The sequence below is a fragment of the Chryseobacterium shigense genome, assembly GCF_900156575.1.
Classification (GTDB): Bacteria; Bacteroidota; Bacteroidia; order Flavobacteriales; family Weeksellaceae; genus Chryseobacterium; species Chryseobacterium shigense.
In genome coordinates this window covers 22,833-36,073 of the sequence record NZ_FTNY01000003.1, presented here as the reverse complement: position 1 = coordinate 36,073, position 13,241 = coordinate 22,833, and the positions used below count along the sequence as shown (strand labels likewise).

General features: G+C 38.3%; 9 protein-coding genes. 4 read left to right on the top strand and 5 right to left on the bottom strand.

Annotated features, from left to right (window positions below):
• The first annotated feature begins 78 nt into the window (after nt 1-78).
• The 4 genes from BW964_RS09650 (at nt 79) to BW964_RS09635 (ending at nt 5,868) form a co-directional block, all read left to right on the top strand.
• A complete protein-coding gene (locus BW964_RS09650; RefSeq protein WP_076507869.1) occupies nt 79-1,593 on the top strand; it encodes a tyrosinase family protein in 1,515 nt (504 codons plus the stop codon).
• Nucleotides 1,590-2,357: a copper chaperone gene (locus BW964_RS09645; protein ID WP_076506821.1), complete on the top strand. Its 768-nt coding sequence runs from the start codon at nt 1,590-1,592 to the stop codon at nt 2,355-2,357. Before BW964_RS09650 ends, BW964_RS09645 begins: the two co-directional genes overlap by 4 nt.
• Nucleotides 2,358-2,761: 404 nt before the next feature.
• The gene (locus BW964_RS09640) at nt 2,762-4,498 is read left to right on the top strand and encodes a hypothetical protein (RefSeq protein WP_076506820.1); all 1,737 of its coding nucleotides are present in this window, start codon (nt 2,762-2,764) and stop codon (nt 4,496-4,498) included.
• The gene (locus BW964_RS09635; RefSeq protein WP_076506819.1) at nt 4,495-5,868 is read left to right on the top strand and encodes a hypothetical protein; all 1,374 of its coding nucleotides are present in this window, start codon (nt 4,495-4,497) and stop codon (nt 5,866-5,868) included. Before BW964_RS09640 ends, BW964_RS09635 begins: the two co-directional genes overlap by 4 nt.
• A 100-nt stretch (nt 5,869-5,968) precedes the next feature.
• Here the strand turns inward: BW964_RS09635 and BW964_RS09630 are convergent, their stop codons facing one another.
• The 5 genes from BW964_RS09630 to BW964_RS09610 form a co-directional block, all read right to left on the bottom strand.
• Nucleotides 5,969-7,267 carry an HlyD family secretion protein gene (locus tag BW964_RS09630; RefSeq protein ID WP_076506818.1) on the bottom strand — a complete coding sequence of 433 codons (1,299 nt, stop codon included), beginning with the start codon at nt 7,265-7,267 and terminating at the stop codon, nt 5,969-5,971.
• Between the two features lie 41 nt (nt 7,268-7,308).
• Complete coding sequence (locus BW964_RS09625) at nt 7,309-9,501, bottom strand: peptidase domain-containing ABC transporter (protein WP_076506816.1); 2,193 nt, start codon at nt 9,499-9,501, stop codon at nt 7,309-7,311.
• A gap of 153 nt (nt 9,502-9,654) precedes the next feature.
• Nucleotides 9,655-9,849, bottom strand: a complete 195-nt coding sequence (locus tag BW964_RS09620) for a bacteriocin-like protein (RefSeq protein WP_076506814.1) — start codon at nt 9,847-9,849, stop codon at nt 9,655-9,657.
• A 99-nt stretch (nt 9,850-9,948) separates the two neighbouring features.
• Complete coding sequence (locus BW964_RS09615; protein WP_076506812.1) at nt 9,949-11,457, bottom strand: vitamin K epoxide reductase family protein; 1,509 nt, start codon at nt 11,455-11,457, stop codon at nt 9,949-9,951.
• A gap of 754 nt (nt 11,458-12,211) precedes the next feature.
• Entirely contained in the window at nt 12,212-13,171 is a 960-nt protein-coding gene (locus tag BW964_RS09610; RefSeq protein ID WP_317044341.1) for a DUF3810 domain-containing protein, read from the bottom strand.
• Nucleotides 13,172-13,241: the final 70 nt, after the last annotated feature.

Sequence of the window (13,241 nt, the reverse complement as noted above, 5' to 3'; positions counted from 1 at the left end):
AAACATGAAACATGCTTTTTGAAAGCAATTGTTTTTGATAAAAACTTTATAATAACCAGAAATCAAAAAATTAATTCTATGGCAAAGTTTACAAGAAAAAATGCTTGGGAAGAGAACGGAACTTTTGACAATCCGGATCTTCTCTGGTATGCAAAAGCAGTTGGCGTGATGCAATCCCGGACTCTAAATGATGAGAACAGCTGGTGGTTTTTTGCAGCGATGCATGGTGAGCAAATGGGAGGAGAAAAATTTCCTAATTGGAATGTTCTTCCTGGTCCTCCAAATGTTCCTACAACTCCGCTTCCTGATTCAGGTACCGTCGCTAAATATTGGAACCAGTGTCAGCATCAAAGCTGGTATTTCGCACCTTGGCATCGTGGTTATCTTATTGCCCTGGAAGAACAGATTCGTCAGGCCGTGATCAGCTTAGGTGGACCTGCTGATTGGGCACTCCCATATTGGAATTATCTTGGTTCAGGAGATCAATATAAAATACCGCCCGCTTTCACACAGAAAACCCTTCCGGACGGAACTCCGAATCCTTTATATGTAACCGCACGGTACGGCCCTAAAAATGATGGAAACATTTATGTTGAAATTCCACCGCTATCAGAGGCCTGTCAGGGAAATACGATCTATACGGGAAGTAATTCTGCTACGTCAAAACCTGGGTATGGCGGACCGGAAACCAGATTCTCACATGACGGAGCCTTGAGCGGGAATCTTGAAAGTAATCCTCATAATCTCGTACATGTACAGGTAGGCGGACAGGATGGGCTGATGTCTGATCCCGACTCTGCAGGACTTGATCCTATCTTCTATCTTCATCACTGCAATATCGACAGAATGTGGGCTGCCTGGAATGTGAAAAACCATAATCCTATCAATCCGTTGTGGCTTGGAGGACCTGCCCTCTATGGTGAAAGAGAATTCATTATGCCTTTGCCGGATAACAAAGCCTGGGTGTATACTCCTGAAGAAATGACTAGCTTAGCGAAGCTGGATTATACCTATGACGATTTAGCACCAACAACAGCTCCTTTGGTTGAAAAAACACTTTCTCAAAGATTAACGAAACTAGGAGCAAAATCAGTAGGAACAGAATCTTTAGAAGAACAGAATATGGATTTAGGAAACAACTCAGAACTTGTTGGCGCCAATGCGGGACAAATTCTATTAGACGGATCGGGAGCCAAAACCACGGTAAAGTTAGAAAGCAGCTCCTGGAAAAATGTACCCAACAGTCTGATGAAAGCATCTTCTACCCAATTGCCGGATCAGGTGTATCTTCAGCTGGAGAATGTAAAAGGAACCAGAGATGCCAATATTCTAAGTGTTTCTGTCAACCACCAGCTTGCCGGACATGTTTCTCTGTTCGGACTGCGAAATGCTTCGGATAAAGAGGGTCATAATGGTGGAACAGGATTGACATTTATCCTTAATATTACAGACATTATAGATAACCTGTTTATTAATAATGAGCTTGATATTAGTTCTTTGGACGTCACCATACTTCCTGATAATGTCATTCCGTCGGATGAAAAAATTACGGTAGGCCGCGTAAGCATCTATCGTGAAGAGCAACAGCTATGAAAACCTGGAAAAGGATCCGTTATTCAATAAGTATAACGATTCTGGCAGTAAGTGCTGTGTTTTGGGTGATCCTGTTATTTAATCCAGGGGGCATTATGACGGTAAAACATTGTCATGTCACGCTTGAAGGTCCATCAAAGGCGTCTCTTCAGATGATGATGCAGATGAATCCTGTATCAGATCTTATGATCGGCTGGACCTTGATGGTATTGGCGATGATGCTTCCGAAATTGATTACGCCTGTTCAATATATTTATGACCGAAGTTTCAAAAGCCGGCGTTTAGGGTCTGCATTGCTTTTCATAGCAGGATATACCGCAGTATGGATCGTTATGGGATTTTTTATGAATGTTTTGATCGTTGGATTGAATCTGTTATTGCCCAATTCTTATATTCCGGCTATAGCAATTGGAGTTATTGCAGTGATATGGCAGTTCTCTCCGATTAAACAGCGGTATCTGAATCGTGGACATGATCATGTTTCACTGGCTGCTTTCGGTTCCGAAGCCAATCGGGATGCATTCATGTTCGGAATTATGCACGGAGTCTGGTGTGTAGGAGCAGGATGGGCACTAATGCTTTTCCCAATGCTTCTTCCTTCGGGACATAACGTGGCCATGATTGTGGTTACTTTCATCATGATCAGTGAACATATGGAGCACCCAAAGTTTCCAAAGTGGTATTTCAGTTTTCGGCTGAAGCTTCTGCGTGTTATCATTGCCCAGACAAAGGTCAATATGAAAAAGGCATTGAATTTAAACTGAATACTTTTGTTTTCTACTATATTCAACTTCACCGGACTTATTGAAGAATTTAAAATAAGGGTGAACAACTACCGCACGTTAAAGTGCGGTTTTTTTGTGCGATAAAATAAGGGGTACATTTTGAAGGTTTTTTTTTCTGAAACTAAAGAGCATGTAAGCTTAAGTAAAAATTGCGAAAAATAAAAATGGGTATAAATACGTAAAGAATATCAAAGGATTAGATCTAGCTTTGAGTATCTCATTTACATTTCAGATAAGCATTACTAAGAATGATCACTTTTTAAATGATGCTTTTTTGGATTCAGACCTTCACTGCACGTTTCCGTGCTGATATATCGAGGATACCCATTCTGCTATCATGACTTCAATTTCATAAAAACGATACCCTATTAAAAATTAACACCATGAAAAAATTTGACACACCTGCCTATCAGGCGGAAAAAGATTTTAAAGACCAGCCGAATCTGAAAATTCAGATTGAGAATGCCTGGAGCAATTATGTAAAATACTGTACGATTAATTCCCAAATGGGAAATCCATGGTCAAGCAGCTACGATCATCCCAGAAGCTGGTACTATAATCCTCTTGTAACCCCTGTAACTCCCATTAAAAATAATACAGTTCCTATACAATGGGGGGCTTTTCCGAATAGAATCAATCACTATTTCACAGATTTATTTACTCAGAAGTTTGGAAAAGCTGATGCCACCGACAAATTACATGAACTTGCCGATATAGGCCCGGATGCTTTCAGTAAAAAATATGATATTACATTAACAGTTACTAAAAATCCATGTGATCCTGATAATACAGCTACAAAACCTTTTGGCCCTTCCGGTCCCCGAGGTTGGCAGGACGAATACTGTGAATGGGCAGTGACAAGAGATACAAACGGAGGTATCATTGCCGTAGATTTTACCCATGAAAATCCTGAATACTGGTTTCATATGTGGAAAGTATCTCAGGATATGGTAGTTTCCCTTTATCAGCAAATTCTGAACAATTCAAATGTAAAAAAAGAAGATCTTTATCTTTTAGATGAACATCATAATCCGGTTATTGTACGGGAGACAGGGCTGCCTGCATATAATCCGATCAATAAATGGAATAAGGGTTCCTCGGCCACCGCAGAGGGCGGGGGAGCAGTACATCTTACCAGTCCACCCAATTCTTTAGGTGCAGAGATTTATCTAGGAGCCGCAGCAACAATTTTAAGAGTGGTTAACGGAAAGGTAATCACAGATGCCAATACCCTGATTTGTGCTGCCCAGTACGGACAGATCTACAGAAACAGTGATCCACGCATCGGGCAGAATGTTAATTCACTCGTTTACAATAATAAACTGAAAATATCATTAACTAATCCTATTGCATTGTACGGCCAGCTGCCGGATTTTACCCAGTTTACAATGCCGGCTTCAGCGGAAGGCTATAAGATTGAAGACTGCTATAAAATTATAAGAGGAACGGATATTAATCCGGGGACCACTTTTTATCCTTCTAATATGATTTTGCACTCTAGATTTGAAGTTCCGGCTGGGGCTAATTTTAAACTCAGCGAGATTCTGGTACAAAACCAGCCTCTAAAATGGGGTTCTCAGATTGCAGATGTTTTTAAAGTGCAGTTGGCAGGAACGGGAATTCCCACCAGTGGAGAAAAGCCTCAGGAATATCCTCCGGTTGGAGATCCTGATGTGACTTTACCAAGCGTGCAGTATCTTCTGGATAATGGTTTACTTCAGGCCAGTCTTTACAATAAACTGAATACATTTTCTAACTTAACTTCCTGTATTACACAAATCGAGGCCGGAACTACTACGAGAGGAATTGCGGTATTGGCCAGTGATGCCAATCAGAAAACGGGATTTGATTTTGGTGCTGGAATCAATGCTTCTGTAACGGATTTTCAGGATCTGGGTAATGATAATCAGCTTTTCATTATAGATATTACAGCTGAAGCTGATGCCGTGTTAGGTGAGAAACCACTTGCGTTGTACAATAATGCTTCAGATGCTAGATATACTCTATCCGGAGTGTTGGAAGTTGTAGCTCCAGGCTCGCTCCCTAAGCTGAATATCGCAGCCAACCATACATTACTTTCTGATCAGCAAATCCAACAGGTTCAAAAAATACTGAAATGAGAACATTAATATTTTCCTTTTTTCTATTGAGTTTAATTTCAATTTCCTGTGAATCCGGAAAAAAGGATAAAAAATTAAACTCAAGATTGGGCTTTTCCAAAGAAATGGCAGATATGGATTGTGGAGCTTTTTGTGATCCACCTACTGTGGGTTATCAATTGCCCGCTGACTCTATCTGCGGACACAGTTCTCAAAGTGTGCTGAATTGTTTTGCATGGAAAAATTTTCTCGCTCTAAACTGGAAAGCTTCAGATGAAAGAGGTCTTCCTGATACTACCGCCGTTGCTGCTGATTACGGAATGCCGGGAGATTATAGTCCTACCGTATGGGAAAGCTACTTAAGTGCAGATGATGTATTTGCTGCCAAACAACCTGAACAATGGAATCTTAAAAGCAAAAACGGCTATATAAAATACATCAATGAAATCAATAAGTTTACTGACGTAAATGCGAGTCTTCCAAAACCTAAGCTGAGAGCAATGCTCGGAGGTAATGTAGATGAAATCATGCAGGCTAAAGGAGCATGGCTGACAGATCAGAGTGGAAACATCGTTTGGTATGAGATCCGGATGAACAGTATTGAAAGTGATTTTATAAGGAAAAATAAATTATACAGTTCTGAAAATTTAAATGCTTTTGCCGCCAAAAATCAGGGAGTATGGCTTCCGATGGAATCCATTGAGATCAAAGCAGCATGGCGGATCATTCCTGAAGATCAGTTGGAATCACTAAAGAATTTTTATAAAATATCCAAAGCTATGGTTCCGGAAATTAAAGGTTTTGATAAGAATAACCAGCCGATCTATGGAAAATACACGCAGAAATATTTAGGATTGGTAGGCCTTCATATCATCCGGAAAACAAATCAGTCCCCCCAGTTTACCTGGATGACCTTTGAACATGTCAACAATGCTCCGACAGAAGGGCAGGTAGATCCTTCCGTGAAATATTGTTTTTATAATCCGAAAAGTACAGACCAACCTAATCAGTCTCCGGTACCTGGCAAGGACAGCTTGAGTAAACCGGTTCAGGTCATGCGTATTGCCAACAATGCCATTACGCCGGAGATACAAAATCTGAATAAGCAAATCAGAGATATGATCAAAGCCAGCAATCCTAAATCCGTATGGCAATATTATCAGCTGGTCAATGTACAGTGGCCGGAAAATCCAATTCAGGATGGCAATAACAATAAAACAGCTCCGCTGATGGATGGAGGGATCACTCCGAATAATATAGCTAATGTTACCATGGAAACCTATATTCAGGAGAAGCAGTGTATGGATTGTCATAAGAATGCTTCGGTAGGAGCACAGAAATATCCTACGGATTACAGCTTTATATTTTTAAAGGTTAAACAGGCAAAATAAATGGCAGACTACCCTCTATTTACAGTAACTTCAATTTTATAAAAAGCAAAACCGCAGCTCATAGAAGTTGCGGTTTTATTTAATATCTGTAAGGAATACGTTAACTCTGATATCCCAATAATTTTCTGATCTGGTAGAAGAATCTTTCGATAAGCCGGAGATCCTGAGTTACGATCTCTGCGTTACCTCTGAGCTCCTTGTCAAAAACCAATTTTTTATTGTAACTGGTTTTTAGTCCTTTAGGAAGAGTAATATCAACATAATAGTTTCCTTTATCATCGGGGATCAGAGATATGTTCTGTACTTTCCCTTCTACAATACCGTATTCCTGGAAACGGTAGTTATCAAGTTTGATCAGTACCTTCTGCCCGGTAAGAACTTTTCCTGAATTAACGGTAGGAACAGACATTCTGCCTACCAGCTTCTCTTTGTTGGTCGGAAGTATGGAAAGGATTGGCTCAGCTGCTTTTACAAACTGGTTTTCACCGAAGAATTGTTGAAAACTGGCCATTCCATCTGTAGAAGAAATCACAAGATAATTCTGTTCCCATTGTTTCAAAGACTTACGAAGCTGCTCGAAAAGCTGTAAACTCTGGGAAGAATAGGTGATCTTATCTTTTTCTGTATTAATGGCTGTTCCGCTTTTCGTTTTATTCAGATTAGAAATCCCTTCATCCATCTGGGAGATAGAAATATTGAGATTTTCAAGATTTTGCTGAGCCTGAAGATATTTTATTTTTTCATTTTCAAGTTCTACGGAAGCAATGACTCCCTGATTGAATAATTCCTGAGATCTCTGATAGCTTTTCTTTGATAAATCATATTTGGCCAGTTCCAGACTTTTTTGCTGTTTTAGTGTGGCAATTCTTCCCCTGTATTCTGAAATACTCTGATTGGCGGCTATATTTTCCGGTGCATAGGGCTGAAGTCTTGTAAAAAGTTCCTCATCCTGAAAAGCTTTTGCAAAACTGTTGTAGTCTCCCTGCAGCTCACCCAGTTTAAATCTTGAGGTCTGTGCAATCGGGAAGTTTTGCAGCTGTTGAGGCGAAATAGAATCCACGAGCTTTTTCAGTTCTAAAACATCTTTATAATTGGCCGTAGACTGCATGACCATCAGGACATCATTTTTCTTCACTTCCTGATGATCCTTGATAAAGATTTTTTCAATTTTTGAGTTCATTCGCGCCTCAATTTTCTCAGGAGGGTTTTGTGAGGTAACGATAACCGGAGCAGAAACAAATTCCGGATATTTGATGATATAGCTCATCACAAGGATAAGCAGAAGTATAACTAAAATAACGCTGTTTCCCCAGCGTATCATCCAATGAGGAGGCTGGGTGAGAATGTCCTGAACACTTTCCGAGCGGAGTTCAATATTGTCTAAGATGTCTTCTTTCATGTTTCTAAGATAAAATTCCCCATTTTTCAGAGGGAGTACAATTAATTTCCTAATTCCAGTTGATTTTTCACCAGTCTGTAGTATTCACCTCTTAAAGCAACCAGGTCAGTGTGGCTGCCTTCCTCTACTACTTTACCTTTATCCAGAACTATAATTTTATCAGCATGTTTCACTGTTGATAATCTGTGCGCAATAACAATAGCCGTTTTGCCTTTAAAGAATTGCTCTAGATTTTCCATAATAACTTTTTCATTATTGGCATCCAGCGCTGAAGTGGCTTCATCAAAAAATATAAAATCAGGAGATTTGTACACTGCTCTCGCTATGAAAAGTCTTTGCTTTTGACCGCCACTCACTCCCACACCTTCGTTTCCGATTTTTGTATTGTAACTCAACGGAAGACCTTCAATGAAATCCTTAATGTTGGCGATTTCCACCGCACGTCTTAATTTCTTCTTATCAACATGGTCTTCTCCTACGGCTATATTATTGGCTATCGTATCATTAAATACATACCCTTCCTGCATCACCACTCCGCAATGATCTCTCCAGAATCTGGGGGAAATATTTCTCAGCTGGGTATTTCCAAGTCTGATTTCTCCGGAATTAGGTTCATAAAACTTCATCAAAAGCTTTAGGAGCGTTGTTTTTCCACTTCCGCTGGCGCCTACAATAGCCGTCGTTTTCTGATAAGGTATTGTAAGGCTTAAATCTTCGAATACAGGAACATCCGATCCTATATACCTGAATGATATATTGCTCACATCAATATCTTTTTGCGGGATTTCTCCGGCATACTGTTCATTTTTATCCTCTTCGTCGTCTTTGTCATGAATTTCGCCTAATCTTTCAAGAGAGATTTTGGCATCCTGAGTCTGTTTGATAAAATCGATAAGCTGTAACAACGGACTGTTCAACTGTCCGATGATATATTGTACCGAAAGCATCATCCCTAAAGTAAGGTTTCCTTCCAATACAAGTTTCGCCGAAAGAAAACTGACCAGAATATCTTTCATCTGGTTAATGAAATTTCCTCCCACAGATTGCCACTGTTCAAGGGAAAGAGATTTTATTCTTATTTTAAATAATTTCACCTGCAGGAATTCCCAGTCCCAACGCTTCTGCTTTTCTGCGTTATGCATTTTTATTTCCTGCATCCCGTTAATAAGCTCGATAACTTTACTCTGTTCCTGCGATACCTGAGAGAATCTTTTGTAATCCAATTCCTTCCTTTTACTGAGGAAAAAACTGATCCACCCGATATACAGTGCTGCTCCTACAAGATATACAACAAACAATCTGTAATCGTAAAACAACAGAACAATACTGAAGATGACCAGATTGACCAAAGAAAACAAAGTATTTAAGGATGAACTCGTCAAAAGCTGCTCAATTCTGTGGTGGTCATTGATCCTTTGCATGATATCTCCCGTCATCCTCGTATCAAAAAAGCTTATGGGAAGCTTCATCAGCTTGATAAAGAAATCCGAAATGATAGAAATATTGATCCTTGCCGAAAGGTGAAGAAGAATCCAGCTTCGGATCACTTCAATACCCATTCTTCCCAGGAACAACATGATCTGGGCAAGCAGGACAACATAAATGAAGTTGAGATCCTGATTCTGTATCCCAACATCTACAATACTCTGGGTAAGAAAAGGGAAAATAAGAGAAAGTAAACTTCCTGCTAAAAGACCTACGGCAAGCTGTATAACAAGAGACTTGTATTTAAGCAGATATTTTGAAAGGAAAGAAAAGCTGGCCTTACTTTCCTCTGTATCAAACTCGGTCTGAAAAAAGGCCGGCGTAGTTTCAAGGATAAGGGCGATTCCTTCTTCCGTATTTTCGTTGGCGTTTTCACCGATCCATAATTTGATAAATTCATCACGGGTATAGGTGATGAGTCCGTAGCTTGGATCGGAAATATAGACTTTGTTGTTTTTATCAATTTTATAGACAACAACAAAGTGGTTCTTGTTCCAATGGACAATGCAGGGGAAAGGTACTTCTTCTGCAAGGGTATTAAAATCGATCTGGACTCCAAGGGAACGGAATCCTAAGTCTTCTGATGCATCGCTCAACCCTAAAAGGCTGCTTCCTTCACGGGTCGTTTCAGAAAGGGTACGGATCTGCTGCAAGGATATACTTCTGCCGTAATATTTACTTACAATTCTAAGGCAGGTAGGGCCGCAATCTTTAGCATCCGGCTGTTTATAAAAGGGAAATTTCTTCAAAATTGATACTCATTATAAAATGCCGCCAAAATAGGACGACATTTTTACATATTCAAATTAATATTCAAATTATATCGTTCATTGATATGATGCTGTGTTCTTACAGGCATCAATACAAATTAAATCGCATTAATAGCTCACGCAGAGGTATGTTTACCCTAGCGGTGTGAAATCAATTGCTGTATAGGGAGTGCAATAATAGGTATTGGGTCCTGCTCCTGCTATGGATCTGCATACCCCGTTGGCACAGCACTGGTCCCCACCACATTCTCCATCATCCGGACATCTTCTAAAGCCTCCTTTAATAGATTTTAAATTATCTCTTGAAATTTTTTTTAAGTTTTTCATAGCGTGGTTTAGTTTTGTTTTCCTACTCTTTTAAAGCTTTTCAGAATCCGCTTATATTTTTTCCTAAGATAGTGAATTTTTCAATTCACGAATAATTTCTTATTGTAAATCCTCATCTTCCATCAATTCGTCAACGAAAAACCAAATATCATCACGGTCATATTTATCCGGGAACTGGTGCCCGTTAAGAATGAAAATAGGAGTGAAGTTCAATCCCGAATTGTTGTTGTCTTTTGTCATTTCAACAAATGAGGTCAGATCTTCTGTTGCGGAGGATCCCGACAGGGTTACGATTTTATTTTCGTCTCTCGTTTCAAACCAGTCTTCCACTGATTTCAAAAACTCTTTTTGTGATCTGGTATCGTAAATATGCTTAAAGGCTGAAAGCAGCTTCGTGTATTTTTCATCTGCTCTTTCCGTAGAGTAATTGAAACGGATCTGTACAGAGATATCATCAGGATATTTCTCCAGAAGTCCTTCCATTATTTTGTGGCCGTCCTTACAAAAGCCACAGTAAGGATTAGATATAATTGAAAGACGCAGTTTGGCATCTTTATTTCCCAGTGAAAAAGTTTCGGTATCCTGAAATTCTATCTTTTCATTTTCCAGAAGCTGACTCTTGAAAAGTTCATAGTTTCTTTTAAATCTAAGATTTTTAGCGTTTGACTTCTGAAGACTTTCTTTTTGAGAAAGAATATTATTAAAGTATAAAACCGCTGAGAAAATGAGAATCCACAAAACAGCCGTTAATAGCAGAACACCTGCACTGAATGAGATATTTTGGAAAAAGAAAATACTGAGCGCCAACTGGCCAATAAGAATTGAAATGATTAAAAGGCAAACCCTACAGAAAGTTTTTTCCACAAAAGCCTGAATATATAATGAATACCCTATAGCCAATATGGAAACCAAAGTAAAGCCTTTTACGATATACGCAGTAGCCGGAAGGAAAAGGCCTAATATGGCGATTCCGGCAAAGTAAATCAGGGAAAAATCTGAAAATTTTAATCCTAAAATACTTGTTTTGTCCTGCTTGATAATCTTATCACATGAATTGGCCGTTTGCTTGGCAGAAGTATCTCCACAGATACTTCCAATGACGGTCGATGTATTTCCGAACTTCTGGTTAAAAATTTCCATAGAAATATACACTCCTGCCAGGGAAAGAATAGTAAAAACGGCTTCGTATACATTTTGGCTGAAAAAAGAATAAACAATGATAATCGCAAAGACAAGATATAAAAGAGGTGTAAAATTGAAAGCCAGTCTGCTTTCTGCATTTTCGCTTTTCTCAAACAACAGAACAAAATCCGTAGATTTCTGGTGAAGCTCTTCTTTATTAAGTGTTTTTGCTTTTTCGGAATATACTGAATAACCCGCTCCCGATTTCTTCACCAAAGAAAAGGAATTATCTACAATCGCAATAAATTCTTCAGGAAGCTCGTCCCAATATTCCTTATCAAGTTCATAGGCGTCATTTTTTACACCCATAAAATTAAGTGTATCACTGAAAGCTAATGCTGAAGGGTAGTTGGGGTGAGAATTGAACTGGAAGGAAAATTCCTGTTTATCGAGCTTTAGATAATTAATGAGTTTATCGAAAATCATGTTATTTTTTTTAACTAAAATACGCAGATGTTTTAAAAAAACAAATTTTTTTCTTTTGTCAGTGATATACCATTGTTAAATGATTGATTATGTGATGATATTATTATGTTTTTTGTTTTATTTGGATTAAAATGAAGCTGATTTCGTAATAGAACCCTATGTCTTTGCTCTTTATATAGCGATGATGATGCTTCAGAACATATAATAGGAATATAGGTAGTGGATAAAGGTTCCTGTTTAATCTTTGTAAGCTTCTGGAAATTGAAAATGATTTCCCTTTTGTTTCGATCTGCAACTTCCCGTTTTGGTTGGTCAATTTAAAAGTAAGAAAAGTGATGATAAACAGAAATAGTTTGAGGAAAGAAGTTATCTTTTTTTTTGAATCATTTTTTAGTTGGAAAGAAAATAACTCTAATTTTTTGATGTCAAAAAAATGGAGCAGATCAGAATATGATATTACTAAACAATCGTTTGGTTTTGTACGTTTTTAACAGCATCAATAATGTTTATATAATGAATTATTGTTGAAGCATTCATTTTACTAAAAGGATGATTTCCACCTGTAAACTCAAAAGAACTTAAAAAATCATAAAGTTTTCTTAAAGTTTTAAAAAAGGATAGAAATGTTTTTGTATTTATAAAATATGTTGTACTTTTACATCGCCTTGAATGAGGGAACAAGTCAAGGTAATAAATTTTTTTTCATCATTTGTGTTTTTAGAATCGTATCGCCTGATACGATTCTTTTTTTTGTTTAGGGCTTTTCGTAGTTCAAAAGAAGATCAATAAAGTAAGAGTAGGTCACCGCTCCTTCCTGCTGATTACTCTTTAAAAACAGATTATTGGTAAACCCAAAAAAGTCATCCAGAAGGCCCTGGTGTCTGAAGACAAAATTCCTTTCGTACATTCTGTCTCTTTTCATAGCCGGAGAATATTCCTTCAGAATATTTTTTACAAACTCAGGATCTTCCTCAACAATAAATCTTAAAAGACTTTTCAAAGTGAAATATTCTGTACTGTACCTCAGATCATTATTTTTAGAATTAATGCCGATCAGATAGCCTATAAAATTAGCTTCCTGTTCTCTGGCAAAACCAAGCTGATGCGAACTTTCATGGGCTGAAGTAAAGGGGATCAAGGTGTGGGGAAGCTCAGCATTGTACTGGGCCTCTGCTGTAAAAGGATTGTAGTACCCTAATATACCGGTAAAATTCATCACACTTTTAAAAAGACTGGGCTTGAAAGCATTGATCTGTGGTGCTTCTTTGCCGGAAATATATTTTGGAAGCTGAGTCTGCTGGCGAAGAATTTCATTCTGTACCGCATTAAGGTCGGTAATGATGAAGATGCCATTTTTATCTTCACGTACAGATGGTCTGGTCGCTTTGCATTTCTCAAGATAGAGGAGGGCTAATACTTTCGCTTTAGCCATTTCCGGTTCTTTCTGACTTGAAAGTTTCTTAATAACGGGAGTCTGAAAATACAGCATTCCCCAACAGATCTGATAAACGAAGTAGAAGATATTAATAGCCATAAGAAGCTTTAAAATAGCCTTCTTTCTGCTTTTCTTTTTAAAGCATAGAATAAGGGTGTACAAGAGAAAAATACCCAAAAGAATATAGATAAGATCTCCAAAAGAAAATGGGATCCAGCTGAAAAGCAGTTGATGAATCTTTTTTTGCCATTCAAAGAACCCTTCAAAAAAAGCAATCATTATTTTCAGCTTAGAGAAAGCATAGAACAAAAGAAATTGGGCAAGTAATACACCTGCCCAAAATCTTTTT